The organism is Achromobacter sp. ACM03, assembly GCF_014851665.1.
Lineage (GTDB): Bacteria > Pseudomonadota > Gammaproteobacteria > Burkholderiales > Burkholderiaceae_B > Achromobacter > Achromobacter aegrifaciens.
This window is the reverse complement of sequence record NZ_JACVAD010000001.1, coordinates 1,380,606-1,406,420: the sequence shown is the minus strand read 5'-3', so window position 1 is coordinate 1,406,420 and position 25,815 is coordinate 1,380,606. Positions and strand designations below refer to the sequence as shown.

23 protein-coding genes are annotated in these 25,815 nt (G+C 66.1%); 9 read left to right on the top strand and 14 right to left on the bottom strand.

Annotation, left to right across the window (positions count from 1 at the left end):
* Positions 1-52 precede the first annotated feature (52 nt).
* The gene (locus IB257_RS06435; RefSeq protein ID WP_192492058.1) at positions 53-1,648 is read left to right on the top strand and encodes an FAD-dependent monooxygenase; all 1,596 of its coding nucleotides are present in this window, start codon (positions 53-55) and stop codon (positions 1,646-1,648) included.
* Here IB257_RS06435 and IB257_RS06430 read toward each other — a convergent pair.
* Together IB257_RS06430 and IB257_RS06425 are read right to left on the bottom strand one after the other, a co-directional pair.
* On the bottom strand, positions 1,597-2,646 hold the full coding sequence (locus tag IB257_RS06430; RefSeq protein ID WP_175181377.1) for a DUF4105 domain-containing protein: 1,050 nt from the start codon (positions 2,644-2,646) through the stop codon (positions 1,597-1,599). The genes IB257_RS06435 and IB257_RS06430 overlap by 52 nt on opposite strands.
* A gap of 27 nt (positions 2,647-2,673) precedes the next feature.
* Entirely contained in the window at positions 2,674-4,071 is a 1,398-nt protein-coding gene (locus IB257_RS06425; protein WP_175213657.1) for an HdeD family acid-resistance protein, read from the bottom strand.
* Between the two features lie 137 nt (positions 4,072-4,208).
* Here IB257_RS06425 and IB257_RS06420 point away from each other — a divergent pair, with 137 nt between their 5' ends.
* Entirely contained in the window at positions 4,209-4,625 is a 417-nt protein-coding gene (locus IB257_RS06420; protein WP_192492057.1) for a DUF1801 domain-containing protein, read from the top strand.
* Positions 4,626-4,651: 26 nt separating this feature from the next.
* Here the strand turns inward: IB257_RS06420 and IB257_RS06415 are convergent, their stop codons facing one another.
* From IB257_RS06415 to IB257_RS06375, 9 genes are all read right to left on the bottom strand, one after another.
* Positions 4,652-6,043 carry an FAD-binding oxidoreductase gene (locus IB257_RS06415; protein WP_192354871.1) on the bottom strand — a complete coding sequence of 464 codons (1,392 nt, stop codon included), beginning with the start codon at positions 6,041-6,043 and terminating at the stop codon, positions 4,652-4,654.
* Between the two features lie 205 nt (positions 6,044-6,248).
* On the bottom strand, positions 6,249-7,550 hold the full coding sequence (locus tag IB257_RS06410) for a UDP-N-acetylglucosamine 1-carboxyvinyltransferase (protein WP_192492056.1): 1,302 nt from the start codon (positions 7,548-7,550) through the stop codon (positions 6,249-6,251).
* Positions 7,551-7,637: 87 nt separating this feature from the next.
* Positions 7,638-8,126 carry a hypothetical protein gene (locus IB257_RS06405; protein ID WP_192352349.1) on the bottom strand — a complete coding sequence of 163 codons (489 nt, stop codon included), beginning with the start codon at positions 8,124-8,126 and terminating at the stop codon, positions 7,638-7,640.
* A 96-nt stretch (positions 8,127-8,222) separates the two neighbouring features.
* Positions 8,223-8,708, bottom strand: a complete 486-nt coding sequence (locus tag IB257_RS06400) for a nucleoside deaminase (RefSeq protein WP_054456486.1) — start codon at positions 8,706-8,708, stop codon at positions 8,223-8,225.
* A gap of 104 nt (positions 8,709-8,812) precedes the next feature.
* Positions 8,813-9,364, bottom strand: a complete 552-nt coding sequence (locus IB257_RS06395) for a hypothetical protein (protein ID WP_119451278.1) — start codon at positions 9,362-9,364, stop codon at positions 8,813-8,815.
* Between the two features lie 218 nt (positions 9,365-9,582).
* Positions 9,583-10,332, bottom strand: coding sequence for a DUF899 domain-containing protein (locus tag IB257_RS06390; protein ID WP_217472161.1), 750 nt, complete (start codon positions 10,330-10,332; stop codon positions 9,583-9,585).
* 172 nt (positions 10,333-10,504) lie between these two features.
* Entirely contained in the window at positions 10,505-11,473 is a 969-nt protein-coding gene (locus tag IB257_RS06385) for a hypothetical protein (protein WP_175181374.1), read from the bottom strand.
* Positions 11,474-11,530: 57 nt separating this feature from the next.
* Positions 11,531-12,313, bottom strand: a complete 783-nt coding sequence (locus IB257_RS06380) for a hypothetical protein (RefSeq protein WP_054456266.1) — start codon at positions 12,311-12,313, stop codon at positions 11,531-11,533.
* Positions 12,314-12,328: 15 nt separating this feature from the next.
* Positions 12,329-13,903: a diguanylate cyclase gene (locus IB257_RS06375; protein ID WP_175213654.1), complete on the bottom strand. Its 1,575-nt coding sequence runs from the start codon at positions 13,901-13,903 to the stop codon at positions 12,329-12,331.
* Positions 13,904-14,266: 363 nt separating this feature from the next.
* Between IB257_RS06375 and IB257_RS06370 the strand changes: the two genes are divergently transcribed.
* From IB257_RS06370 to IB257_RS06355, 4 genes are all read left to right on the top strand, one after another.
* Positions 14,267-16,294, top strand: coding sequence for an alkyl/aryl-sulfatase (locus tag IB257_RS06370; RefSeq protein WP_225588752.1), 2,028 nt, complete (start codon positions 14,267-14,269; stop codon positions 16,292-16,294).
* A 94-nt stretch (positions 16,295-16,388) separates the two neighbouring features.
* Positions 16,389-16,868: a VOC family protein gene (locus IB257_RS06365; RefSeq protein ID WP_054456268.1), complete on the top strand. Its 480-nt coding sequence runs from the start codon at positions 16,389-16,391 to the stop codon at positions 16,866-16,868.
* 138 nt (positions 16,869-17,006) lie between these two features.
* Positions 17,007-17,672, top strand: a complete 666-nt coding sequence (locus IB257_RS06360) for a hypothetical protein (protein WP_125472362.1) — start codon at positions 17,007-17,009, stop codon at positions 17,670-17,672.
* Position 17,673: 1 nt separating this feature from the next.
* Positions 17,674-18,480, top strand: coding sequence for a hypothetical protein (locus IB257_RS06355; RefSeq protein ID WP_054456270.1), 807 nt, complete (start codon positions 17,674-17,676; stop codon positions 18,478-18,480).
* A 21-nt stretch (positions 18,481-18,501) separates the two neighbouring features.
* On the opposite strand, the gene IB257_RS06350 is transcribed toward IB257_RS06355, so the two are convergent.
* Positions 18,502-19,437, bottom strand: a complete 936-nt coding sequence (locus tag IB257_RS06350) for a DNA/RNA non-specific endonuclease (protein WP_082401132.1) — start codon at positions 19,435-19,437, stop codon at positions 18,502-18,504.
* Between the two features lie 243 nt (positions 19,438-19,680).
* Here IB257_RS06350 and IB257_RS06345 point away from each other — a divergent pair, with 243 nt between their 5' ends.
* On the top strand, positions 19,681-20,856 hold the full coding sequence (locus IB257_RS06345; RefSeq protein WP_054456489.1) for a diguanylate cyclase: 1,176 nt from the start codon (positions 19,681-19,683) through the stop codon (positions 20,854-20,856).
* 16 nt (positions 20,857-20,872) lie between these two features.
* Here the strand turns inward: IB257_RS06345 and IB257_RS06340 are convergent, their stop codons facing one another.
* Positions 20,873-21,277, bottom strand: a complete 405-nt coding sequence (locus IB257_RS06340) for a hypothetical protein (RefSeq protein WP_192492055.1) — start codon at positions 21,275-21,277, stop codon at positions 20,873-20,875.
* Positions 21,278-21,447: 170 nt separating this feature from the next.
* On the opposite strand from IB257_RS06340, the gene IB257_RS06335 reads away from it, so the two are divergent.
* Together IB257_RS06335 and IB257_RS06330 are read left to right on the top strand one after the other, a co-directional pair.
* Positions 21,448-21,990 (top strand): hypothetical protein, encoded by a 543-nt coding sequence (locus IB257_RS06335; protein ID WP_192492054.1) that lies wholly within the window; start codon positions 21,448-21,450, stop codon positions 21,988-21,990.
* A gap of 111 nt (positions 21,991-22,101) precedes the next feature.
* Positions 22,102-24,015 carry a radical SAM protein gene (locus tag IB257_RS06330; RefSeq protein WP_192492053.1) on the top strand — a complete coding sequence of 638 codons (1,914 nt, stop codon included), beginning with the start codon at positions 22,102-22,104 and terminating at the stop codon, positions 24,013-24,015.
* Between the two features lie 24 nt (positions 24,016-24,039).
* Here IB257_RS06330 and IB257_RS06325 read toward each other — a convergent pair whose 3' ends face one another.
* Complete coding sequence (locus IB257_RS06325; protein WP_192492052.1) at positions 24,040-25,740, bottom strand: NAD(P)H dependent flavin oxidoreductase family protein; 1,701 nt, start codon at positions 25,738-25,740, stop codon at positions 24,040-24,042.
* Positions 25,741-25,815 lie beyond the last annotated feature (75 nt).

Sequence of the window (25,815 nt, the reverse complement as noted above, 5' to 3'; positions counted from 1 at the left end):
GTTCGTGCCGAGGCGCAATCCAGGTCGCCTCGAAATTTCTCGAGGCGACATCATGGTGATTGCAACGACAGTCCTGGTGGTGGGCGCCGGTCCGGCGGGCCTGCTCACTGCCGCCGAGCTGCAACGGCGCGGCGTGCAGTGCCTGTTGATCGATGCGCACGAGCGGCCGCTGGAATGGGACCGCGCAACGGTGGTCCACCCCCGCTCGCTGGAGATCTTCGATTCGCTGGGCATCGTCGAGCCGCTGCTGGCCGCGGGCGTGAAGCAGCGCGGCGCGCGCATCCATGCCGACGGCAAGGTGCTGGGCGAGATCGATCTGGACCTTTGCGGCAGCCGCTACCCCTACAACATCGGGATTTCGGAAGAGGTCACGGAGTCCATCCTCGCCGACTATCTGTCCAGCCACGGCGGCGCCGTCCAGCGGGCCAGCAAGCTGGTGGATCTGCAGGAACGGCCGGACGGCATGCTGGCCAGGATCGAGCAGCCGGGCGGCGCAATCGAAGTGCTGGCCGAGTGGGTGATAGGCTGCGACGGCCACCACAGCACGGTGCGCGAGCTGACCGGCATCGAGCAGGACGGCCACGACATCAGCCAGCCTTGGGCGGTGTTCGACGCTGCGATCAGCGGCTGGCCCGAGATCTTCGAGGCCAATTACGCCTACCTGGACAGGATCCCGGTGATCCTGACGGCGCTGCCGGGCCAGCGCTGGCGCGTGTATCTGCGGCCTACTGCCGAAGACTCCGATCTGGTGGCCGATGCCTTGTCCACGCTGCGGCGCTATCTGCCCGAGGCGAATTTCGAGGACGTGGCCCATCCGGCGCGCTTCCGTTGCTACACCAAAGTCGCGCGGCAATTCCGGGCCGGTCGCATCCTGCTGGCCGGAGACGCCGCGCACACCTGCAGTCCGGCCCAAGGCCATGGCATGAATAGCGGCCTGCACGACGCCGTCAACCTGGCCTGGAAGCTTGCGCTGGTCTGCGGCGGCCAGTGCTCGGACAGTCTGCTGGACAGCTACCAGGCGGAGCGCCGGCCAGCCGCGCAGCGCGTGCTGGCGTCGGGCGACGAGGCCGAGAGCGCCCAGCTGGCCACTGATCCGGACGTGCTGCGCGAGCGCAATGCCGCCATCCGCAAAGCCTTCGAGGATGGCGCCTCGCAGCATCACGAGGCCGTTGCCGAGGCGGAGCTGGACATCGATTACCGCGATTCGCCCATCGTCATGGGAGACCGGCACGACCCGGTTTCGCCGGGCCAGCGGCTGCCCGACCAGATCCCGATACGCCTTGCGGCGGGCGGCGCGGGGATGTTGCATGAGCGCGCCCACCGCAAGGGCCATACAGTCTTCATCCTGGGCGGCCCGCGGACGTCTGCGGACGTGCTTGCCCAGGTTCGCGCCGCGATCGAGCCGCTATCGGACGGCGCCATCATCGAGGCCGTGGTCGCGCTGACGGCGAATGCGGATGTCGATGGCGTGGACGGCTATGTTGATCCCTCGGTGGCCGGAAGGCTCGGCGTGCGGCATATCCTCGTGCTGGCCGTCAGGGCGGACGGCCATGTCGGGCTGCGCTCGGAAGAAAGCCACCTGGAGACACTGGGCGCCTACTTGGCGCGGCTGCGCGCGCCGGCGCCGGGCACGGCCGCGCCATCCTGAGCGGGGGCGGGCGCCTGTGGCACGCCTGGCACGCCGCGCCGGATGTTGCGCGAGAATTCGGCCGCGTCCGCGGTGGCGCGGGCACGCTGCGTGTAATGGCCGGCCTGCCGATACGCCAGCGGACTATCCGCTCCTTCCAGAGCATCCAGGCGGTACAGGTACTCGGGCAGATAACCCGAGAACAGCACGCGGTAATCCAGCGGCAACCCCGGCACGATCTGGTCGGCCAGCCGGTACACGATGGTGGTGCAGTTGCCCGTCAGCGTGTTGTAGAAGCGCGGCTTGTCCGCCAGCCGGGTAGCGGTCTCCACATAGGCCAGGAACAGCTTGCGAGCCGCGCCGTCCGGCATGTGCACGCGGTACAGATAGCCTTCTTCGCCGCGCACATTGGTGCGCACGCGCAGGCTGTCTTCCTCGGTCGAGGCCAGCACCGACAACTCGTACTGGCGGAAGAAACCGCCAATTTCCGAGAATACGTCGTGCAGCTTGCGGCGTATCTCCACCGAGAACACCACGTACTGGCCATCCGCAAAACCGAACGACACCAAGGCGTGCGCGATGGCGGGCCGGCCCCAGTAGGACAACGCCAGGTCTACCGATTCCAGGCGTGACAGGTCGTAGCTGTGGGTCTCCCAGCGCATGTCGTAATCGGTGCGCGACCGCCAGTCGAAGTTGCGCACGTTGCGCAGGGTGACGATGTCGCCCTCGACCGTTCCTTGCGTCTGGCGCGCCACCTCGGGCATCCACTGGCGCTCGTTGGACGGCCGCACACCCAGCCACCACCAGGCCAAGAGCGCCAGCAGCAGGGCGCCGAACAGCCAGGCAATCAAGGGCTGTCCGATAGACAGGCCGATCAGTGCGCCGGCCGCGAGCGCGAGCCAGGCCGCCGGCAGGACGGCGCGCGCGCGGCCGGGGAACGGCGATTGGAACCAGAGCGCCGCCGCGCCCCAGGCCGCGCCGGCCACGATGGCCACGCCGCTCACGATCTGCGCAATCATGGCGTCTTCACGCGCGTTGCGGGGCCGTCATTGCGCCCCTTGCGAGGACTCGGCCTGCTCCGCATTGCGGGCCTGAGCCTTGCGGTCCTGCTTGCGCCAGCCGGCGCGCATGCGCGCGATCTGGCGCAGCGCGTCCTGCGACATCTTCCACCAGCCGAACGGGCGCGGGTCGGCCAGCATGCTGAGCGCACGGGCATAGTCCAGCGTCAGGCCCGGGGTCCAGGCCATGGTCAGCGCGCGCTTGCGGATCTGCGCCGCCACCCACAGTTCCGGCGTCAGCAAAAGGCGCAGCAGCACGCGCCATCCGGCATCCGGGCCGTGCAAGCGTCCCACCACGCCGTCCAGCGCCGCCTCCAGCGCGCTGGACACGGAGCTGGAGCAGTTGCGGTGCGTCAGGTTGTAGATCTTGGTCTTGCGGTATTCGTCCCAGAAGGCCTGCAGCTTGGCTGCGTCGTAGTTGCGGATGCGCACCCGCATCGTGGACGGGGTCCAGGCCTTGGATTCGGTCGCGTAGTCGGGCTGGTACACGCCGGGCACGTTGTTTTCGGCCGTGGCGCGCAGCAGGGTGCCGAACTGTTCCGGAGAGTGGTCGATCTCCTGGGCCGGATACAGGCTGATGTACACGCCTTCCGGTGATTCCAGCGCGGCGTGGCCGGTCGACACCACGCCGTTGATGTCGACGGCGGCGATGTAGCGGTTCACCACGGGATAGTTGCGCGTCTCGGTCTTGGCCGAACCCGACGGCGTCCAGACGTGCACGGTCAGCGCGCGCTCCGATTCCAGCGGCGGGCCGTCGAACACCTTTTGCGCATGGGCGTCGGCGCGCGTGGGCATGAAGTCCGGATGCGGATTGACGTCCAGCGCCGGGTTGGAGTCCAGGTGGCGGACGCGGCGCGCCAGCGACAGCAGCCGCAGCCCTGTAAACGCCAGGAACAGGCCCAGGCAGTACGGCACCGTGCCGACGTAATGGGTCGGGTAGGGCTGGAAAAAGAAGATGGCCAACAGTATTTCGGCCACGCCCGAGGCAAAGACATAGCGCCAGCGGTCATAGCGCACCACGTAGGCGGCGGTGCACTGGATCAGGCCGTCCACCAGGAACATGAGGCCGAACAGCATGGACAGCGCGAAATGCCCGTGATGGTGGCCGATCAGGACCAGGATGCCCGCCGTCAGCACGATGGCGCCCTTGGCATAGCGCAGCACCCGCTGCCCCCCCACGCCGGACTTGGCGATCACCAGCGTGGCCAGGCCTTCGAGGACCAGCAGCGCCGCGAAGAAATTCAGCGGGAAATAGACGGCATTATCGAGCGCGTCGATGAACAGCGTGACGCCTGTAATGAAAAGCAGGCCGCCGATGACATACAGCCCGCGGGCGCGCTTGCGCAGGTAGTCCACGCCCAGCAGCAGCAAAACCAGATTGGCCATTGCGCTTGATTCTCCTCTTCCGTGACCCCGTTACGGTGCTAGCTATTTTGGTTTGCTAACCAAGTTAACAAATTTTCCGGGATCGATGCAGGTATTCTTCCTGACGCATCCGTCTGCGATCTTTCCCGGGACATGGCATGAACACCAAGACGAGCAACGCAACCAAAGAGGCAACGCAAGAGACGGCCTCCACCTTGATAGACGCCAGGATACGAGAATTGGACGACTGGCGCGGCCAGACGCTCGCGCGGGTCAGGGCCATCATCAGGCAGGCCGATCCCGGCGCAGTCGAGGAATGGAAATGGCGGGTGCCGGTGTGGTCGCACGACGGCATCATCTGTACCGGCGAAGCCTACAAAAGCGCCGTGAAACTGACCTTCGCCAAGGGTGCGGCGCTGGAGGATCCCTCCGGGCTCTTCAACGCCAGCCTGGACGGCAACACGCGGCGCGCCATCGATATCCGCGAGGGGGAAACGCTGGACGAAACGGCCCTGGCGGCGCTGATCCGAGCGGCCGCGGCCCTGAACGCGGCGGGGAAGTCCGGCGCCCGCTAGTCGGATCCCCGCCGCGTCCGCAGGGTTCAAGGCGACGCCGGCTTGATGTTCTGGTTATGCCGGAACAGGTTCTGCGGGTCGTAGCGGGTCTTGGCCTGGACCAGCCGGTCGAAGTTCGGGCCGTAGGCCGCGCCCAGCCGCTCCGGTTCGTCCTGCGTCAGGAAGTTCACGTACACCCCTCCTTGCGCATAGGGCTCCGTGGTCCGGAACAGCGTCCGGGCCCAGGCGATGCAGCGCTCGTCTTCTTCCGGAAAGTCCCAGCGGCCGTGCACGTTCATGGCGAATTGCGCCGAGCGGTGCGGATAGGCCATGGCGGACACCGGCACCTGCGCCGCTACGCCGCCGATGTAGCCCAGGAAGATCTCGCATTGCGGCGAAGGCAGGTTTTCCACCGCCGCCACTATGGCGTCGATCAGCCCGTCTTCCAGCCCGCCCAGATTGTGCGACTTCCAGTAATTGCGGGCGCCGGGTGTAAGCAGCGGGTCGAAGGCCTTTTGCCAGGCGGCGTAGGGCATGGGGCCCAGGTGCTCGCCATAAGGCGTGCCGAAGCCGCGCACCACTTCCACCGCGGCTGGGCCATTGGCCGGATCGCCCGAATAACACATGGCGAAGGCAACCATGGGCTTGCCGTGCACCGCTTGCGGCAGGAACGGCAGCGGCGGAGCCAGGCGCAGCACGGCCCAGACCGTCAGTTCCTGGGGCAGGGTCGCCAGCGCATCGCGGTACTTCGACAGCGCTTCTTTACCCTGTTCCAGCGGCAGCACGACCAGGCCGCCATAAACCTCGGGTCCGACCGGATGCAGCTGGAATTCGAACATGGTGACCACGCCGAAATTGCCGCCGCCGCCCCGGATTGCCCAGAACAGATCCGGGTTGTCCTGTTCGCTGGCGTGCAGCAGCTTGCCATCCGCGGTGACGACATCGGCTGAGAGCAGGTTGTCGATGGTCATGCCGAACCTGCGGGTCAGCCAGCCGAAACCGCCGCCCAGCGTCAACCCGGCCACGCCGGTGGTGGAATTCACGCCCAGCGGCGTCGCCAGGCCGTAAGCCTGGGCCTCGTGGTCGAAATCGGCCAGCGTCGCGCCGGGCTCCACATAGGCTCGGGCGCGCACGGGATCGACGCGCACCGACTTCATCGGCGACAGGTCGATCATCATGCCGCCTTCGCAGACCGCGGTGCCTGCGATGTTGTGGCCTGCGCCGCGTACGGACAGGACCAGGCCGTTGTCGCGCGCGAAATCCACGGCGCGGCGCACGTCGGCGGCGCCGGCGCATCGGAAGATCACCGCCGGCCGGCGGTCTATCATCGCATTCCAGATCTTGCGGGCGTCGTCGTAGCCGGGGTCGCCCGGGCAGAGGACCTGGCCTCGGGCTGAGGCTCTCAGATCATCCAGGGCGCTATCGGAAAGTTGGCTCATCACACACCTCCTTGAAGGTGCTGCTTCGTGAACAACCTTTGAAACTGGGGCCTGCGAAGCAGGCCCTGGCCGCCTATGGGTTCGGACGCGGCATGGAGTACGCCTCCTGCGTGAGAGGCCATGACCTAAGGAGGGCGGCGCGCCGCGCCGGGAGCCGGTCGGCCCGCTCCCGTTATGCGCGCCGTGGCGTGCGTATCTGGAAAGCTTACTCCTCGCTGGTCCATTCCACCTGCACGCCGAGGCTGCGCAGGTTTTCGACGAAGCGGGGATGCGCGCGGCGGATCGGCGTGGCGTTGCGGATTTCCGAGCGGCCGTCGATGCTGCTGGCGATCATGAAGAGCGCGATGGCGACGCGGATGATGTAGGGGCTTTCGACCACCGCGGGCGTCAGCGGCCGGCCGCCAAACGTGATCAGCCGGTGCGGATCGGACGAAAACACGTGCGCGCCGAACTTGGACAGCTCACCGGTCCAGCCCAGCGCGCCGTCGTAGACCTTGTTCCAGAACATGGCGTTGCCCTCGGCGCACACGCCCAGCGCGATGAAGATGGGCAGCAGGTCCACCGGGAAATAGGGCCATGGCGCCGCTTCGACCTTGGTCAGCACATTGCTGGTGAAGGGCGTCTGTACCTTCAAGGGGCCCGAGCGCAGCGCGCGCGACCAGCCGTTCTCGTGCACGATCTGCACGCCGAACTTGGCGAAGGTGCGGTCGATCAGCGGGAAGTTCGCGGGCGTGCTGTTGCGCACCACCACGTCGCCGCCCGTGATCGCGCCCAGCGCGAGAAAGGTGGTGATCTCGTGGAAGTCTTCCTCGAAGGTGAATTCGCCGCCGCCCAGGCTGACGCCGCCGCGCACCGTCAGCCGCGAGGTGCCGATGCCGTCGATGTCCGCGCCCATCATCGCCATGAAGCGGCAGAACTCCTGCACGTGCGGCTCGGAGGCGGCGTTGGTCAGCGTCGACTCGCCTTGCGCGGCGGCGGCGCACAGCACGAAGTTCTCGGTGGTCGTCACCGAGGCGTAGTCCAGCCAGTGGTGGGTCGGCTTCAACGGGCCGCTGCTGCGGACCAGCAGCGAGCCGCTGGCGCGTTCCACCTCGCCGCCGAAGGAGCGGAAGATGTCCACGTGCGGATCGATCTCGCGCACGCCCAGGGTGCAGCCCTTGATGTTGTCTTCCAGGCGCGCGACCCCGAAGCGCGCCAGCAGCGGCGGCACCAGCATGATGGAAGAGCGCATTTCCTCGGGCAGCCGGTGGCGGGCGGCGTCGAAGGCGGTGTCGCGGTGATGCAGGTCCAGGGTGCGGGTGGACTCGTCCAGCCGCACCTCGCTGCCCAGCGTGCGGAAGATGTCCAGAATCTTGCGCACGTCCGTGATGTCGGGCACGCCGTGCAGCCGCAGCGGCTGGTCCGTCAGCAGGGTGGCGCACAGCACAGGCAGGACCGCGTTCTTGTTGGCCGAAGGGATGACGCGGCCGCGCAAAGGGGTGCCGCCGTGGACGATGAGGTTGGACATGGAGCGAGTAGGGCCAGAAAAAACAGGGAGATGGGAGCTTGCGGAGCTCCGGTTAATTTCACACTTTAAGGGCGCACGGCGGCCGTGTCATGCCGGCCTGGCCGCGCCCGGGCCGGGATTCTTGCGGATCAGGACCCAGCCACCTATGGTCAGCGCCAGCCCGCCGGCCAGATAAGGCAGGCCGAAAATCAGCGCCCAGAAAAACAGCGCCGTATAGGCGTCGTTGGCCGCCTGCTTGCCGCCGGTGGCCGGATTGAAGATTCCGGGTTCCATTGCAAGCACGGCGCCGAGCAGGTTCAGCAGGACGGCCAGGCCGAGCATGGCGCAGCCCCAGCCGATCAGGCGGCGAAAATTTGGAATACGGACCAGCGCTGCGACTAGCGCCACGCCTATCAGCAGCGACACGACGCCCGTCGTGATCAGCATTCTGTCCAGCGCCGCCATATAGGCAAGCCCAGTCAAGTCCGCCAGCCCGAGCGCCTGCTGCATGACCGGATTGACGACGCCGCCGCTGGCCCAGGCGACTAGCAGGCCGAACGCGATGCTGGTGAGCCATTTGGTCAGGGCAGAGGGCATGCGGGAGTCCTGTTCATAGTGCGGTGCAGCGAGAATACTGCGGATTGCTGCTGACGATTGAGACGGGCGGTAACGGCGAACCGGGCAGGGCGCCGCCTAGCCGCGGCGGCGCATTCTTTCCTGGTGCAGCAGTTTGATCTGTTCGGCGAACTCCGGCACGGGACCTTCCACCGGTATGCCGTCCACGACTTCGGCAATGGCCAGCGGCCGCACCTTGGTCGTGGGGGCGACGCCCCATTCCCGCAGCCATTCCCGGTACTGGGCAGAAGAACTGGCATAGACGATCCGGCCCAGGCCCACCCAGCCATGCGCGGAGGCGCACATGGAGCAGTGCTCGCCCGAGGTGTAGACGGTGCAGGCCGAGCGCTCGGCCGGCGGCAGATTGCTGGCGGCCCAGCGCGCGATCTCGAATTCCGGATGCCGCGTGCGGTCGCCGCTGGAGACATGGTTGTGGTCTTCGAACAGGACCACGCCGTCGGGTGAAACCAGCACCGAGCCGAAGGGTTCGTCGCCCGCTTCCAGCGCCTGTTTCGCCAGCTCGACGCAGCGCGCCAGGTGCTTCTTGTCCACTTCGGTGATCATGTAAACCTCCTCAGAGATATGCCGCGCGCCGTGGCGCCGGCGGACTGCGGCATGAGGAGGCCGCCGGCATCGATGCGCAAGCATAGCCTTCTTGCAGGCTGGGCTCAGTAGTACACGTCCACGTAGTCCGTCAGCCCGCCGCAGGCTTCCATCTGCTGCAGGCGCCAGTACTTGCGCTTGCCGGTCGCGCGGAACTCGAACTCGCCGTTGCGTTCGCAGCGGCGGCCCTTGTCCGGCGCGTCCAGGATCAGGATCGTGCCGCGGAAGATAAAGCGGTCGCTGGCGATGGAGACGATATCGCCCTTGATCTTCAGCGTGCCTTCGTGGTTGGCCTGCGTGCCCTCGATGCGCACCACGTCGTTCTCATCCGTGGCGGTCAGGTGGCCGCGTTGCGCCGACCACAGCCATTGCAGGGTGATGCCGCTGTTGTTCATCAGGCGCTCATAGGCGGCCTGGTTCTGGATGTCGGTCTTCTGCACCGAACCCGAGGGCGCTGCCGTGGCGGGTGCAGCGGCAGGCGCGCCGTGCGCCTTGATCGGCGGTACGGCCATGGCCGGCGCGGTTGCCGCAAGCGCCAGGCCCGCCGCCAGCAGCAGGCCGGACATCCGCTTTTTTCCCTGGGCGATGATCGTGTCGCTCTCGAGGTTCTTGTGCATGGGTTCTCGTCAAATAGGGGTAGGAGGGCGCAGCGACCCGGCAACAGCCGCCTGACGGGGACGCTGGGGATGCGCCTGGGCCGAAGGTCGGCGGGCGCATAAATTAGCACGGTCATCGGACCCCGATAATTGCTGTTGTTTGAGCTTGTGTATCTATTGGTTATTTTAATTACCAATGAATACGGCAAGCGGCCGCGCCCGGCCAGCCGCCCGCCCGCTCACCGTTTGGCGGCTGCGCTCTGCGCCCGGAATGCGGCCTCGCCCGCATCGGAAATCTCAACCCACTTTCTGTCCGGCGGCGCGTCCGGCACATAGCTGTCGTGCCAGTTCCACCACTTGTAGGTCGGGGTCTGCGGATAGCCTTCGGGAGAATCCTCCCAGACTTCCTGGCGGCCCAGCGGCGTGATGTCCAGGTAGTTCCAGGTGCCGCCCATCTGCTCGTCGCCGCGGTTGTTGAGGAAATAGGTGCGGAAGATGCGGTCTCCGTCGCGGTAGAACACATTGGTGCCATGCCACTCGTCCACGCCGAAGTCGGTATCGAAGCCATCGGTCAGCGTGTACCAGGGCATCTTCCAATCCATCTGCGCTTTCAGCCGCGCAATGTCCGCCTGCGGCGCCCGGGACAGGAAGACCAGCGTGGTGTCGCGGGCGTTCAGATGCGCCAGATGCGCGACCTGGTCGGCCACCATGGAGCAGCCGCGGCAGGCGTGCTCCGGCCAGCCATACACGCCCGGCTCGAAGAAGGCGCGGTAGACGATCAGTTGGCGGCGGCCGTCGAACAGGTCGGGCAGGGCGAGCATGCCCGACGGGCCTTCGAACGCATAGGCCTTGGTCACTGGCGTCCAGGGCATGCGCCGGCGTTCGGCGGCCAGCGCATCGCGGGCGCGGGTGTGGGCTTTTTCCTTGACCAGCAGTTGCTGGCGGGCGGTTTCCCAGTCCTGGGGCGAGACGACCGGGGGCGTGCGCATGGGGGCGCCATTGCTTGATGCAGTCATGATTTCCTACCTCCTTATCGCGGGCCGAGGCCCTGGCGCAAGGGTCTGCGCGCAGACTGGCTGCTCGGCGGCCTGGAAACAGTCTGGCATCGCCGGGCGGAGAGGGGGGAGTAACAAATCCGGCGCAATTCCGCCGGCGGCCGGTTCAGAAGCTCACTGCCAGCCCGACGGAGAAGCCCGACACATTGGTGCCGAACACATAGCGGCCCACCAGCCGGGTGCGGGTGATGATCACGTCATAGGCGCTGGAATCCAGCTCCAGGCCGGCGCCCACGGAGGTCAGCCGGTCGAATCCCAGGATGCCGCGCTGGTCGCCCAGGAACTCAGAGTGCGTCAGCTCCAGCACGTAGCGCAGCGGCCGTTGCAGCATGACGAATCCCGTTGGCGCACGGTAGCGCGCCCACAGATTGGCCGATTGCGCCGTGGCGTGGCCCTCGACGGCGGCAGAACTGTTGAAGCTCTGCAGGCGCATGTCGGAATAGCGCAGCTCCACGTCGACCTCGTAACCGGGGCGGTAATGCTCATAGTCCAGCATCAGCGAGCCGCCCAGGCCATAGGCGTTGAGCGAACCCTTGTCCAGGAAGCTGATGTCCTTGCCGGTCTGGCGGCCCACATACCAGCTGGCGGCGCGCAGGTCGCTGGTGACGTTGCCCAGCGCAAAATTGAAGATGGGCCGCAGCTTCAGTTCGTCGGTCAGCTTGAAGTCCCAGCCTATGCCGCCGGTGGCCGAAAAGCTGTTCCACTTGGTGGGGATGCTGCGGGATTCGGCGCCCTGCGTGGCGACGAAGGTCGGATCGTAGCGGCTGGCGGCCAGCACGCCTTCCAGGTAGATGGGGACCGATTTGGAGATGGTGTCGCCGCCGCCCAGCTGCGTCATGGCGAATTCGCTGGACCCCGAGACCGATCCGCTGCCTCCGCCTATGTTCAGGGAACTGGTCGTGATGTCGGGCACGATGGAGAACGACATGATCGCGAGCACCCCGTTGGCGCGCTTTTGCAGGTCGTCCTGGCTTAGCCGCAGGCCCTGGGCCATGGCAGGAGCAAAGCTTGCGCTGCCAAGCAGCGCGAGCAACCAGCCTGAACGCCGTATCACCATCATCACGGGCGGGGGCATGTCATCTCCGGAATGAATGCGTGTCCAACAGCAGCCGGCCTTGCGGCGTCAGCGAATCTACTTGGCCGCGGCAGGCGGGTCAACCATGGCCTGCCGCTGGGCGGCCAGCAGCGCATCGCTCTGGTCGATCCGAATCGTGCCTATGCGTGGAAACTCGAAGTCCACGATGATGTATATCGCAGCGGTCATGACCACGGCATAGACCAGTTGATGCAGCAGGCTGTCGCGTTGGGACAAGGCCAGTTTCGATCCGATGAGGCAGGCGCAGACCAGGGCCAGAAAGACCAGAAAGGCATAGGTCGCAACGGGCGGGTGAACCTTCTGCGCCACGGTCTGCGCGGTGGACACGTCGAACATGTCGTTGACTGCGCCCACATACGACGCGGCAAAGGGCGGCACGGCATGGCGCGCCGCGCTCATGGAGGTGGTCCAGATTTCTTTCTGCAGGGCCCCCACGCGGGCCGCAATCGCTTCGCGTTGATCCAGCGCGGCGACGTGGCTGTAATACTCGATACGGCTGTCGACATAGCGGCGGAACTGCTCGCGCAGCTTGGGCTGGTCGGCGGCATCGAGCATGTCGATGCGCAGCCACGCCGTCCCGATGGCATTGACCTCCTGGACCAGCAGGTCGCGGCGCTCGGCCATGCGCTGGGCCGCGCCCGAAAACGTGAAGGCCACCAACAGGCCCAGCAGCGCGAACACGGATGCCTCGATGGCGGCGGTCCCCGCGCCGCTTTTGTCGTCCGCGCCATGTCCGAGCCGTCTTCCGATTCTCATGGCAAGCAGCAGCAGCGCGAAGAACAGGACAGCCAAACCCGCCAGCAAGAGGGAATAGTTCATTTGGTCACCGTGTGTTCAATTGCGCTTGTTCGGAGGGGACTGTTCGGTGGCGGCGCGGTCGCGCCATAGCGTCACGCGGTTGCGGCCTAGCTGCTTGGATTCGTAGAGCGCTTCGTCCGCCCGCCGTATGACGTCGGCGGCGGATTCCCCGTCCTGCGGCCAGAGCGCGACGCCGATCGACACGGTTACACGGCCCACGCTGTCCGGCATAAGGCGTCGGGCTACGGCGGTGCGCAGGCGCTCGGCGATCTCGCACGCCTTTTCGGCCGAGCCGGTAGGCAACAGGGCGATGAACTCTTCTCCGCCCACCCTGAAGGCGCGATCCTGGTCGCGCAGGCCGGCGCGGATTACCTCGGCCAGTGCGATCAGCACTTTGTCGCCCGTCATGTGGCCGAAGCTGTCATTGATGCGCTTGAAGTGGTCCAGATCCATGGCGATGACGGCCACGGATGCGCCATCGGCCGCGTAGGCGTCCAGCACGTCGGTCATGGCGCGGCGGTTCAATAGCCCGGTCATGGGATCCGTCAGCGCCTGGGTATTCAGGCGACCCACCTCGTCCTGATGCTGGTTTAGCGTCAGCTCCACCGCGTCGCGCAAGGTGTCGGCCTCGGCATACCATGCGTTGAGCCGCCCGAGGTCCACGCCAGGCGATTTGCCCGCGCTCATGGCGCGCGTCAGACGCGACAGCGGCGAGGCGATGGCATAGGCCAGGCCGCATACCAGCAACAGCGTGAGCACGATGGCCGGGATGGCCGAGCGCAGGGCATCCCCGAGCAATTCGCGCAGCGGCGACAGCACCTGATCCAGCGAACGTTGAGCCACCACGGCCCAATTGCCCTTGGCCAAAGGCGCGTAGCCGATCAATACGGCGCCGCCGTCCGCCTTCGGATAAAGGGCGGCGCCGCCGTGCCGTGCAGGCTCCAGGCTGGCCAGATCGAACGTGCCGGCAGGGGCATGCCTGCGGTACAGCACGTCGCCGTTGCTGCCGACCAGGAACACCGACATGCCGGCGATTTCGTCGCGGTCGCCGATGATGCGGTCCATGCCGCTGCCGGCGTCCAGCGTGATGGCGATGGCCAGGTAGGCCAGGGGCGCGCCGGCCGCGTCTTCCACGGGTTCGGCCACGGTAAGCACCGCGGCTTGCGCCCCGGGTATTGTCGTCACCCAGGACGCTGGGCCCTGGGCGCTTATGCCCAGGTCGGCAAGACGCAGGACCTTGGCATCCGCGAGCTGCCCCATGGGGGAACGGGCGACGATACGGCCCTCGGCGTCGGCCAGCATGACCGCGTGCAGCGAATCGATCTGGCCGGCCAGGCGCTGCAACTCATCCTGCAGCGCTTGGGGCTTGCCCAGGGAGCCCGGAAGCCGGTCGGCGGCGCTCCGGGCCTGGCGGTGCAACGCGGCGACATAGACGTCGATGACCTCGGCCAGTTTTTCGGCGCGCGCGTGGTTGGCGGCCAGCGCGTTCTTGATGATCTGCGCCTTCTGTACCTGGTAGCTCGAGTACATGGCGTTGGAAAAGCCGACGGCAACGCTCAGCACGGCCAGGGCGACCAGTACCGCAAGCAGGCCGATTTTGCGCTTGCGCATGCCTGCGTGGCTAGACCGGGGGCTCATCGAAGCTCCATGCAATATGCCATGCCTGGGGTGGGTATCGACCGCGTTCAGTCTGACAAAGATAAATGGAGGCGCCGCCGTTCGCAATGCGAAACGTGATTAATTGCAATCCACGATTGATTTAGAAGGAAAAATGTGTAGGCTTTGTTCGATACAGCCAACACCCCGTCGCATGCGATCGCTCATCCGGGCTGATTCCTTTCTCCTCCGGCGCGTCGGCCTCACGCTTCGTCCCCTGCAAGTTTGATCTTGTCCTCTGCATTCGCCTGACTCAGTTGCTTGCCGGACCGCCATATTCAGGGTGGTTTGTCCTCTACCCGTCTGGAGAAAATGATCATGAAGCTGCTTCGCCGCGCGACCGATTTCCATGCACAGCAACGCCTGCCGTCCAGGCGCCGTCGTTGCTCGGCGCCAGCCGCATTGACGGCCCTGGCGTTCGCGCTTGCAGCGCCGGCATGGGCGGCTAATGGACCCAAGCCCGCCGAGGCCTCCACCAAGGAGGCCAACGCGGCCCTTCTGAAGGAATTGCCGTTCTCGGACAAGACCGCCTTCGAATTGGCCCATAAAGGCTTCATCGCGCCGCTGCCCGCCGGCATGATCAAGGGCGCCGAGGGCAACCTGGTCTGGGATTCGGACAAGTACGGCTTCATCAAGGAAGGCTCGGATGCGCCCGACACCGTCAATCCCAGTCTGTGGCGCCAGGCGCAACTGATCAATATTTCGGGCCTGTTCCAGGTGATGGACGGGATCTACCAGGTCCGCAATCAGGACCTGTCGAACATGACCATCGTCGAAGGCAAGGAAGGCCTGACGATCATGGATCCGCTGATCTCCACCGAAACGGCCAAGGCCGCGCTGGACCTCTACTATCAGCACCGTCCCAAGAAGCCTGTCGTGGCCGTCATCTACACCCATAGCCACGTGGACCACTACGGCGGCGTGCGCGGCGTGGTCGACGAGGCCGAGGTGAAGGCGGGCAAGGTCAAGATCTATGCCCCGCTGGGATTCCTGGAACACGCCGTGGCCGAAAACGTGATGGCCGGCACGGCCATGAGCCGCCGCGCCAGCTACATGTACGGGAACCTGCTGCCGCCCAGCGCGACGGGCCAGGTGGGCGCGGGCCTGGGCACGACGACCTCGGCGGGCACGGTCACGCTGATTCCGCCCACCGACATCATCGAAAAGACCGGCGAAAAGCGCACCATCGACGGCCTGACCTATGAATTCCTGTACGCGCCCGGCAGCGAAGCGCCTGCCGAGATGCTGTACTACATCAGGGAAAAGAAGGCGCTCAACACGGCCGAGGACTCCACCCACACGCTGCACAACACCTATTCCCTGCGCGGCGCCAAGATCCGCGATCCGCTGGCTTGGTCGAAGTACCTGAACGAGGCCCTGAACCTGTGGGGCGACGATGTCGAAGTGATGTACGCCATGCACCACTGGCCGGTCTGGAACAACAAGGACGTGCGCGAACAGCTGAGCCTGCAGCGTGACATGTACCGCTACATCAACGACGAGACCTTGCGCCTGGCCAACATGGGCTACAACAAGGAAGAGATCGCCGAACAGGTCAAGCTGCCCAAGTCCATTGCCAGCAAGTTCTCCAACCGCGGCTATTACGGCTCCGTCAACCACAACGTCCGCGCGACCTACGTGCTCTACCTGGGCTGGTTCAACGGCAACCCCGCCACCTTGCACACCCTGCCCATCGAAGAGGGCGCCAAGCGCTACGTCGACATGATGGGCGGCGTGGACGCCGTGGTGAAAAAGGCGCGCGAATACTATGCCAAGGGCGACTATCGCTGGGTGGCCGAGGTGGTCAACTACGCGGTGTTCGCCGATCCGAAGAACCAGGAGGCGCGCAACCTGCAGGCCGATGCGCTGGAGCAGTTGGGCTACCAGGCCGAAAGCGGCCCGTGGCGCAACTTCTACCTGACCGGCGCGAAGGAACTGCGTGAAGGCGTGCAGAAGCTGCCGGTGCCGGACACCGCCAGCCCGGACACCGTGCGCGCTATGACGGTGGACATGCTGTTCGACTACTTCGCGGTGCGGCTGAACCGCGAGAAGACCGAGGGCAAGCACGTCGTGCTGAACGTGGATTTCACCGACACGAAGCAGAAGTACATGCTGGAAATGGCCAACAGCGTGCTGAACCATTCCGAAGGCAAGGCGGCCAAGGATCCCAGCGCCAGCGTGTCGCTTACCCGCGAGACGCTCAACAACATCATGCTGAAGCAGACCACGCTGAAGGACGCCATGGCCAAGGGCGACGTCAAGGTCAGCGGCGATCAGGCCAAGCTGGCCGAAGTGTTTGGGGCGCTGGATGATTTCCCGTTCTGGTTCAACATCGTGACGCCGTAAGGCGGGATGCGAGAGGCCGATCCAGGCCTCTCGCCACATGCGCCGAAGTCTCGCTCGCCGTCGTGCTTGCAAGGCTATCGGCAGGAGTATGAATATGACCAGCAAAAATACCGTCTGCCTCTGGTACGACCAGGATGCCCTGGAAGCCGCGCAGTTCTACGCCCGGACTTTTCCGGACAGCGCTGTGCGAAAGATTCTGCGCGCGCCGGGGGACTATCCTTCGGGCAAGCAGGGCGATGTGCTGACCGTCGAGTTCACGGTCGCGGGCATACCCTGCGTGGGCCTGAACGGCGGCCCGGCCTTCAAGCACAGCGAGGCCTTTTCCTTCCAGATTTCGACCGAAGACCAGGCCGAGACCGACCGCCTCTGGGACGCCATCATCGGCAACGGCGGCCAGGCCAGCGAATGCGGCTGGTGCCGGGACAAGTGGGGCCTGTCGTGGCAGATCACGCCGCGCGTGCTGATCGAAGCGATCTCGGACCCCGATCCCGCCACAGCCAAGCGCGCGTTCGACGCGATGATGACGATGGGCAAGATCGATATCGCGGCCATTGAGGCGGCGCGGCGGGGGTAGGGGAGGATTCCTCCTTTTGGCTGATTCCCGCGGCAATGGCGCGATCTATCATGGATACACCGCACGCGGGCCGGCCATCTGCACGGCCAGTCCCTGGAGGCGGCGGCGTTTGCGCGATCATCCTCGGGGAGCTTTCCTATGGCCACGCTTGCGGTCCGCCTTATGGCGGCCATCGTGTCGGCCGGCATCGGCCACGCGGCGTTCGCGGGACCGGGGCAGGCCATTGAGGCCACCGGGAAGTCGCGTTCCTCGACTTCCTCGCGCGGCAATGCCGACGCCGCCATCGATGCGGCGCAACGCGCCCTGAGCGATTACCTGCGAGACTCCAGCCAGCAGGATGATGCGCTGCTGAACCAGGAGACGCAGGACCGGCTGCGGCAGCAATATGAAGATGCGCAGAACGCGGCGGCCAGGGCCCGGGCGAAACAGCAGGAAGCCGACTACCTGCGCAACCGCGACCGGATCAAGGAGCGCTACAGCACCGATCCCGCCCTGAACCCCTGGGGCAACAACGCCGCCAGCCGCGACAAGCCGCGCAATGCCCCCGCCGGCGCGCCGGATCCATCCCCTTCATCCAAGACCGCCGCCAAGGATCCTGGGCTCGATTACGCCGGCCAGGCCTGCGAGTATTTCACCCGCCCCTCGGATGCCGCGCATCTGAACTACTACAGCGAAGGTTCGACCGTCGTCTATGGCGGGCGGGTCTATCAATGCAAGGACGGACGTTGGGCGTACCGCTATCCCGATACGGTGCTGAGCGCGCGCGACCGCAGCCGGCTGTCGGCCACCCAACTGGAGAAGTGATATGGCATTGTTTGCTTCGGTGGCGGCGGCGGTGCTGGCCTCTTCGACCCTCGGCGCCCCGCTGGGCTTGGGTGACGGGAGAAGCGAAGCCTTGTTCAAGGCATATTCGGCTGCCCTGGACTTGGGGTTCCAGGCGATGGGACCCAGCATGAAGCGCGCGCTGGCGACGTATTGCCAGGACGGGCTGACCGTCGAGGGCTACTGCGTCTGGGTGGTGCAAGGGGTAATCATAGGCAGCCATCTCAGTGGCAATTACGAGGACGTGCTGCGCTATGGAGACCGCTACGCCGCCGCAAGGCTGGCGGATCTGCGGTCCAGGCGTGAGCCACTGGGCGCCTGCCTGCCCGCGTACGTGAGCACGGTGAAGCCGGGCACGACCAGCACCTTGATCTCCTGGAGTTCCCCCGTGCCTTCCTTGGTCTACTTGGCCCAAGCCCGCCTCAAACGGCCTGCGACGGGCTCGTACTATCAGGCGTTCTATTGCGCGCGCCGCGCTCCGAACGAGCTGCTGGACGCTTATGATCCCCAGCATTCCAGCGTGCCGGCGAGCGAAGCCGAAGCAAACGTAGCCCGCAAGTTCGAATCAGAAATCCTGCGGCCGATGCGCGCGGCGAGCGAGCAGCTGCAAGCCGAACTCACGCGCTCCATCCACTCCGACAGCACGGCGCTCAGCCGCAATTTCCTGCAGACCGCGGTGCTGTACGGAAACGCCTACACCGCGTGCAGCCGAGCCCGCTTTCCGGCCAATCTTTGCGGCTATCTGAGCGCGGACCGCATCGAAGTCGAGTTCTACGAGTCCAAACTATGAGCGGGCTCGTCAGTCCGCGCATCAGCTGCCTGCCGGCAGCACCCGGATGCCCGTGCGCTTGACGAATTCCTCGTAACTGATCGGCGGCCCGGCCTTGGTGCTGGCGGCGTTGGCCTGCCAATGCACCCACGAGCGCCCGGTGGTCGCGTCATACACGACCTTGTAGATGTACGTGGGCACGGCCACGCCCGCGCCTATGGTCTTGGGCTTGTCGGCATAGACGGGACCGGTGAAGACGTAGACGTCGCCGGCGGCGCGCATCACGTACTTGCGCGTGTCCTGCTCGATGCTGCTCCAGGCGCCGCCGTTGTGAATCTGATCCTGCGGCACCATGTTGGCCAGCGAGAAGCTCTGCGCCATGGCTTCGGGCGTGGACATGTCGCCCGCCGGCGCCATGTGGCCGCGCGAATAACCGGAGCCGCGGTAGTCGTCCAGCTCGGCCCGTTCGGCGCGCGGCAGCCGCGCTTCGGCGTAGAACTTGTCGGTGCGGCGCTGCCCCTGGGCCTGGGTCAGCATCTGGCGATTCAGGCGTTCCGCCACGAACACCGGCGTCTTGGTCTGCCCGTCGTGCAGGATGGCGAAGGCCGAGAAGCACACCTCCCGCAGCTTCTGGCCGCCCGGGACTTCCGGCGGGCGCGAATGCGGAAAGAACTGCCGGCATTCGGCAAACATTGTTTGAACAGGCGCCCCTGTCCGCGCTGCGGTCGGCACCGCCGCGGGCGCCGCGGTCTGGCGCTGCTGCGGCCATCCCAGGCGCGTGATGACTTCCTGCACCGGCGCCGGGATCCGCCACTGCGGATTCAGCATATAGGTCGCCGCGCCGAAACTCGCCAGCGACGAGAACAGCAGGGCCTTCAGGAATCGGGGGAAGCGGCCGCTGGATCGGGAACCGGCCCGGGCCTTGGATCTGCTTGGGGGACTTCTCTTCTTGGAAGCGGGTGTCTTCGCGCGCGTCATTACTACCTGTGAGCTACTGCCCGATTGCAGTTGGCAATCGGCACCGCCACGGATTGTAGATGAGTGGCAAATTTGCCACTTGCACGGGATTCTTTCGTTTGAAGAGACGGCTGCGCGGTCCGGTGTTGCATGACGCGCAACCAAGTTGTGACAGGGGTTACGCTATGTTTCCATGACGCATTTCCCACGTAGAATCCTTGCTGGCTGCGGCGATTGCTGCGGCGCGATATCCACGCGTTGAAGATGTACGTCGATCTCCTCACCCTTTACTTCATCATCATCGGAACGCTGCTAGCCAGTGCAGGCCTGACGTTCTGGGAGCATCGGACCCACCCCAGCCGCAGCGGATCATTGCGCATCCTGGCGGCGGGCTTCGCCACGCTGGCCGTGGGCTGCACTGTCGCGCTGTTTCGCGCGAGGCTTCCCAGCCCGTTGGGCTCGGCCGTCGCCAATCTCATCGTCCTCAGCGGCTATCTCCTCATCATGAACGGCGCGGCCTCGTTGAGCGGCAGGCGCCATCGGGGCGCTTCCATCGGTTTGCTGGTCGTCATGGCGCTGATCTGGCTGGCGGCCGGCGCACAGTGGGAGGATCTCGTCTGGAAGTACATCAGCGCATTCCCGATCGCGTTGGTCAGCGGCGTGACCGCTTGGGAACTGCTGCGGTGCCAGTCGCTCAGGTCGTTGACGCCGCTGCGCATTGCAACGGCGGCGGTAACCCTCCACGCACTGGTCTACGCCGCGCGCGCCTTCATCCTGCCCTGGTGGGTGGCGGAGCACGGGCCGGCCATACACCTGACCGCCAGCACCCTTACCATGTACGAAGGCGTGCTGTATTCCATCGTGCTGCCGATGACGCTGCTCAAGCTGATCCGCGAAGAGACCCACGGGCAGCTGTTGCGAGAGTCGCAGACGGACTATCTGACCCGCCTGGGCAACCGCCGCTGGTTCTTCGAGCAGGGCGCACGCATCATCGAGGGTGGAGCAGGGCGCGGGCCGGTTGCGGTGCTGGCCTTCGATCTGGACCAGTTCAAGGCCATCAACGACAGGTACGGCCATCAGACGGGCGATCAGGTGTTGAAATTTTTCGCCGACAGCGCGCGTTGCGTGTTGGGCGACGACGTGTTGCTTGCGCGCATCGGTGGCGAAGAGTTCGCCGCCCTTTTGGCCGGTCCCGACGCGCGCCGCGCAACGGTGCTGGGCGCGGCCGTGGCGCAACGCTTTTCCGTAACGGTGTCGGGCCGGGACGACAGTCTGGGCATACCGGCCACGGTCAGCGTCGGGTTGGCGCAATTCGAGGACAAGGTTCCACCCTTGGCCGACGCGCTGGCCGCGGCCGACCGGGCGCTGTATCAGGCCAAGGCGCTGGGCGGGAACCGGGTGGAGCTGGCGGGTGCCGCCGCAAGCGCGGTGAACTGCTGACCGCAACTGGCCCGGATCAGGTCCGGCGTCGCGACCGCGGCCTGGGCGCCACCCCCATCCGCGAATCACGCGCCAGCGCAAGCTGCGCCACTCGCGCCGCGAGCGTCTCGAAGTCCTCGCCGGTCTGGGGCAGGTACAGCCATTTCCCCAGCACGGGGTGCGGGCGCAGGGCGGGGAACTCCGCCAACAGCGCCTCGTGGCGTTCCTGCGAGGTGCAGACGAGCAGGCCGCTCCAGGGATCCTCGCGATCGGCGGCGACCAGGTACAGCAGGCCGTCCAGGTACGCCGCGTCGCAGCCAAACATCTTGCGGCGCAGGTAGCCGGCATCGCGCTCCAGGGGTTCCAGGATCCAGAGCAGCGAATTGAGGCGGACGTTCCGTTGTTTTGGGGGCGGGGCGAATGGGTCTGATCGGTTGGGCATGAGGTGACGCCAGGCGGGACGGGTTGCGGCGGGAATCCAAGAATAATGGTAATAATGGTGCCGGATTAAAGTTTCCACTCCAAGGGGATAGCGTGCATTGCTCTAGATGCGGAGCCGCCCACAAGGGCAAAAATAGCGTATGCGACGAATGCGCAAGAGTGCTGGGCAACATGCCCAGCAAGAGCATCTTCGCACCGGACACCGGCAGTTTTGCGGCGGACGAGACGCCGCCCGCTGCGACGAGCCCGCAGCCCGCCGCCAGTGCGCCAGCTGCCGCGGCCTCTCGCGGCAGCTGGGCTGAAGCATTCCAGCGTTACCACGTTGCGCCCCTGCGGCTGCGCGGCAAGCCCGTCAAGACGGTCTGGCTGTTGGCAGCCGGCGCGGCAGGCTTGACGCTCACCGCCCTGGGCGTCTATGCCTGGGGGATGTCGGCGTGGTGGTTCATCCTGATTTTCCTGAGCCTCGTCAGCCTGGAGACGGGGCGTGATCTGAAACGCAAGCGTTATTCGCGGTTTTTAATGATGTGCAACCTGGAGGCCAATCGCGCCGGCGAGGTTTTCTACACCGAGATTGGCGGCCAGTGCCCGGTATGCAATGGCGAATTGAAGCTCCGGGAGATCGGTCCGAAGCGCGACAAGAAGACGACGGCGGTGTGCAGCGTGAATGGCAGCCACCGCTGGCAATTCGATCCCCGCGTGCTCGGCGATCTTTGACGCCTGCGTCCGGCGCAACCCGGCGGTCGTTCCCTGACAGCCGGGTCCGGTTCCGCCGCGCTGCCTATAATGGCCCCGATCCCCGCTTTGACGGCAATCTTGCCGTGCTTCATGTTCTCTCTGCCTTTACGCGTGCTGTCGGTCATCCCGCCGATGACGCAGCTCAATACTCCGTATCCGTCCACCGCCTACCTGACCGGCTTTCTGCGGTCGCGCGAGGTGACCTCGTTCCAGGAAGATCTGGCGCTGGCCCTGGTGCTGCGCCTGCTGTCGGCCGACGGCCTGCGCGCCGTGGCGGAACGCGTTGCTGCCTTGCCGGCGAACAAGCACAGTCCCGCGGTCCAGTCCTTCGTGGCGCAGCAGGCGCGCTATCTGGCGACCATCGGGCCTGTGATCGCCTTCCTGCAGGGCCGCGATTCGACGTTGGCGCACCGCATCGTCGGCCGCCATTTCCTGCCCGAGGGGCCGCGCTTCAGTTCGCTGGATGTGTATCTGGACGAAGACGGCGGCGATCCGCTGGGCTGGGCCTTCGGCGCCCTGGGCCTGCATGACCGCGCCAAGCACCTGGCGACGCTGTATCTGAACGACCTGGCCGATGTGCTGCGGGACGCGGTGGATCCGCGTTTCGAGTTCGTGCGCTACGCGGAATCGCTGGCGGGCAGCCAGCCTACCTTCGATCCGCTGGCCCAGGCGCTGGCGGCGCCGCCTACGCTGGTGGACGACATGCTGCGCAGCCTGACTTCGGAAGCGCTGGCCCGCCACACGCCCACCGTGGTGCTCCTGTCCGTGCCGTTCCCCGGCGCGGTCTATGCCGCATTCCGCATCGCCCAGACCATCAAGGCGCACGATCCCGGCATCGTCACCGTGCTGGGCGGCGGCTTCGTCAATACCGAACTGCGCGAACTGAAAGACCCGCGGGTCTTCGATTATTTCGACTACGTGACCCTGGACGCGGGCGAGCGCCCCTTGCTGTCGCTCCTGGAGCACCTGCAGGGCAAGCGCTCGCGCCAGCGCCTGGTGCGCACCTTCCTGCGCGACGCGGATACGGGCGCGGTGCGCTACGTCAACATGGTCGAACCCGACATCGCCTTTGCCGAGGTGGGTACGCCCACCTGGGATGGGCTGCCGCTGGACCGCTACCTGTCGCTGCTGGACATGCTGAATCCCATGAACCGGCTGTGGAGCGACGGGCGCTGGAACAAGCTGACCGTGGCGCATGGCTGTTATTGGAAGAAATGCAGCTTCTGCGACGTCAGCCTGGACTACATCGGCCGCTACGAAGGCGCGTCCGCCGCGGTGCTGGCCGACCGCATCGAGGCCATCGTGCGCGAAACCGGGCAGACCGGTTTCCACTTTGTCGACGAGGCCGCGCCGCCCAAGTCGCTCAAGGCGCTTGCGACCGAACTGATCGCGCGCGATACCGGTATTTCGTGGTGGGGCAACATCCGTTTCGAAAAGACCTTCAGCCCCGAGCTTTGCGAACTGCTGGCCGACAGCGGCTGCATTGCGGTGTCGGGCGGCCTTGAGGTCGCCTCGGACCGCCTGCTGAACCTGATGAAGAAGGGCGTCTCGGTCGACCAGGTGGCACGGGTCACGCGCGCCTTCACGGACGCCGGCATCCTGGTGCATGCCTACCTGATGTACGGCTTTCCCACGCAGACCGTACAGGACACCGTGGACGCGCTGGAGTACGTGCGGCAACTGTTCGACAACGGCTGCATCCAGAGCGGCTTTTTCCACCGGTTTGCCTGTACGGTGCATTCACCGGTGGGACAGAACCCCGAGGAATACGGCGTTACCCTCAAGCCCCTGCCGCCGATCACCTTCGCCAAGAACGACGTCGGCTTCCATGACCCTACCGGCGTGGATCACGATGCGCTCGGCCGTGCGCTGAAGAAGGCCATCTACAACTACATGCACGGCATCGGGCTGGACGAGGACGTGCGCAGCTGGTTCCCGTTCCATGTGCCGAAGACCACCGTGTCGAAGCACCGGATCAGCCGGGCATTGAGCCAGCGGGGGTAAGGCGCGGGCTTCGCGCCCGCCGCGCTAGCGCAGCAACACGTCCTCGTAGAACGCGCCCATCGGCCGCTGTGCATCCCGCACCTGGATCTCCAGTACCCAGATGCCGTCGGCGGGTACGAAGTCCGCCTGCGCCAGCAGATGTTTGCCGTACAGCGCATGCGGAAAATCCGATACCCGGTGCCCGGGAATCTCGCGCACCAGTTCGCAGCCCAGCTCGCGCGCATATTCCGAGGCGTGGTCGTACAGGGCGGCGCCCGTCAGGCCTTCCAGCCACGCCAGGCGGGCGCGCCGGAAGACCTCGCGCGCGGCTTCGGCGCAGCGCAGGCGGTCTGCATCGGCGCCCAGCACGAAGGTGTCGCCATAGTCGCCCTCGTGGCCGTCCCACACCGGGCCGATGTCCAGCACGAAGATGTCATGTTCCTGCAGCTTGCGGTCATAGTCGGTGCGCTGGATGGGCGGGGACTGCGTATCCGGGCCGAAGCGCACATAGGTCGGGTGCCAGTTGTTGGACGCGCCCATCCGGCGCAAGTGCTCGTCCGCCACGGCGATGGCCTCGCGCGTGGTCATGCCGGGGCGCATCAGCGCGGCGATTTCCGCCACCGCCTGCATGGAGCGCTGGCGCGCGTCGAGGATGCCTGCGAGCGTGTAGCGCGGACTGAGGCGCTCCCAGGGATGCGCCTCGCGCTGCGGCGCGGCGCCGGCCGTGCCTCCCGCCGCGGGGTGGAAGGCCTCGGACCGGTAGCGGTCGGCGGGCAGGCCGGCCGCCAGCAGCCGGTCGCGGGCCGCCAGCACCATTGCCGGATTGCCGCAGGCGTAGACCAGGCTGCGTGACCAGTCGTGGTCCGCGGCGATGGCTGCGTCCTGCACGTGGCGGGGCTGGCCATCTGCGCGATCGGCCTGGGACAGCACCGCATGCCACTGGAACCCGTCGCCCTTGCCCTGCAAGGCATCCAGCATCTGCCCGGCGTAGCAATCGTCCGGCGTGCGTCCGCCCCAGTACAAGGTCACCGTCTTCAGCGCGCGGCTTTGCAGCGCTGCCATAAGGATGGGAGCCACGCCCGCATAGCCCGTGCCGGTGGCCAGCAGCACCAGGTGGTCGATGCCGGCAGGCATCGCCGCAGGCCAGGTGCAACTGCCTTGCGCGCCGTCCAGGGTCAGCATGTCGCCGGGCTGGAGGCCGGGCAGGATGCCATCGGTGAAGGCGCCGCCGGGCATGCGGCGGATGTGGAACTCCAGTCGGGCAGGCCCCGCCGCGCCGGGCGCATTCGCAATCGAGAAGTTGCGGCGGGCGCCGCCGTCCAGGATCAGTCGGGCATGTTGGCCGGGCAGGTAGCCGTAGTCGTCCTCGCCCTGCATTTCGACGATGAGCTGGGTGACGTCGGGGGCCAGCGGCAGGCGCGACGCGACGCGGGCGCGGCGCGGCGGACTGGGTTCTTCGGGGGCGCGCCAATGCGGGAAGCGCAGCGTCAGGTCGCTGGCGGCGCGGCACTGGCACATCAGCAGTTCGTCGCTGGCCGTCTGGTAGCCGCCGTCCGCGGGCGGCGCTATGCGTTCATAGCTGCCATCCATGACCACGGCGCGGCATGAGCCGCAGGCCCCGCGCTGACAGGAGAAGGGTACGGGTATGCCCTGGGCCAGTGCCGCCTCCAGGATCGAGGTCGTGCCGTCCGTGAAGAAGGGGCCGGTCTCCAGGGTGATGGTGTGGCAGGGCGCAGTGGCGGTCATGGCGGGTTCCAGGAAATTTGCCCCGCATGGGGCTCAGGCAGCCAATCTACCGATAGAATGGCTACATGAAATAGA

Bases quoted from the DNA above. Each gene is read 5' to 3' on its own strand.
- IB257_RS06435 (WP_192492058.1), top strand. From the start codon at position 53: ATGGTGATTGCAACGACAGTCCTGGTGGTGGGCGCCGGTCCGGCGGGC.
- IB257_RS06430 (WP_175181377.1), bottom strand. From the start codon at position 2,646: ATGATTGCGCAGATCGTGAGCGGCGTGGCCATCGTGGCCGGCGCGGCC.
- IB257_RS06425 (WP_175213657.1), bottom strand. From the start codon at position 4,071: ATGGCCAATCTGGTTTTGCTGCTGCTGGGCGTGGACTACCTGCGCAAG.
- IB257_RS06420 (WP_192492057.1), top strand. From the start codon at position 4,209: ATGAACACCAAGACGAGCAACGCAACCAAAGAGGCAACGCAAGAGACG.
- IB257_RS06415 (WP_192354871.1), bottom strand. From the start codon at position 6,043: ATGAGCCAACTTTCCGATAGCGCCCTGGATGATCTGAGAGCCTCAGCC.
- IB257_RS06410 (WP_192492056.1), bottom strand. From the start codon at position 7,550: ATGTCCAACCTCATCGTCCACGGCGGCACCCCTTTGCGCGGCCGCGTC.
- IB257_RS06405 (WP_192352349.1), bottom strand. From the start codon at position 8,126: ATGCCCTCTGCCCTGACCAAATGGCTCACCAGCATCGCGTTCGGCCTG.
- IB257_RS06400 (WP_054456486.1), bottom strand. From the start codon at position 8,708: ATGATCACCGAAGTGGACAAGAAGCACCTGGCGCGCTGCGTCGAGCTG.
- IB257_RS06395 (WP_119451278.1), bottom strand. From the start codon at position 9,364: ATGCACAAGAACCTCGAGAGCGACACGATCATCGCCCAGGGAAAAAAG.
- IB257_RS06390 (WP_217472161.1), bottom strand. From the start codon at position 10,332: ATGCGCACGCCCCCGGTCGTCTCGCCCCAGGACTGGGAAACCGCCCGC.
- IB257_RS06385 (WP_175181374.1), bottom strand. From the start codon at position 11,473: ATGCCCCCGCCCGTGATGATGGTGATACGGCGTTCAGGCTGGTTGCTC.
- IB257_RS06380 (WP_054456266.1), bottom strand. From the start codon at position 12,313: ATGAACTATTCCCTCTTGCTGGCGGGTTTGGCTGTCCTGTTCTTCGCG.
- IB257_RS06375 (WP_175213654.1), bottom strand. From the start codon at position 13,903: ATGCGCAAGCGCAAAATCGGCCTGCTTGCGGTACTGGTCGCCCTGGCC.
- IB257_RS06370 (WP_225588752.1), top strand. From the start codon at position 14,267: ATGAAGCTGCTTCGCCGCGCGACCGATTTCCATGCACAGCAACGCCTG.
- IB257_RS06365 (WP_054456268.1), top strand. From the start codon at position 16,389: ATGACCAGCAAAAATACCGTCTGCCTCTGGTACGACCAGGATGCCCTG.
- IB257_RS06360 (WP_125472362.1), top strand. From the start codon at position 17,007: ATGGCCACGCTTGCGGTCCGCCTTATGGCGGCCATCGTGTCGGCCGGC.
- IB257_RS06355 (WP_054456270.1), top strand. From the start codon at position 17,674: ATGGCATTGTTTGCTTCGGTGGCGGCGGCGGTGCTGGCCTCTTCGACC.
- IB257_RS06350 (WP_082401132.1), bottom strand. From the start codon at position 19,437: ATGACGCGCGCGAAGACACCCGCTTCCAAGAAGAGAAGTCCCCCAAGC.
- IB257_RS06345 (WP_054456489.1), top strand. From the start codon at position 19,681: ATGTACGTCGATCTCCTCACCCTTTACTTCATCATCATCGGAACGCTG.
- IB257_RS06340 (WP_192492055.1), bottom strand. From the start codon at position 21,277: ATGCCCAACCGATCAGACCCATTCGCCCCGCCCCCAAAACAACGGAAC.
- IB257_RS06335 (WP_192492054.1), top strand. From the start codon at position 21,448: ATGCCCAGCAAGAGCATCTTCGCACCGGACACCGGCAGTTTTGCGGCG.
- IB257_RS06330 (WP_192492053.1), top strand. From the start codon at position 22,102: ATGTTCTCTCTGCCTTTACGCGTGCTGTCGGTCATCCCGCCGATGACG.
- IB257_RS06325 (WP_192492052.1), bottom strand. From the start codon at position 25,740: ATGACCGCCACTGCGCCCTGCCACACCATCACCCTGGAGACCGGCCCC.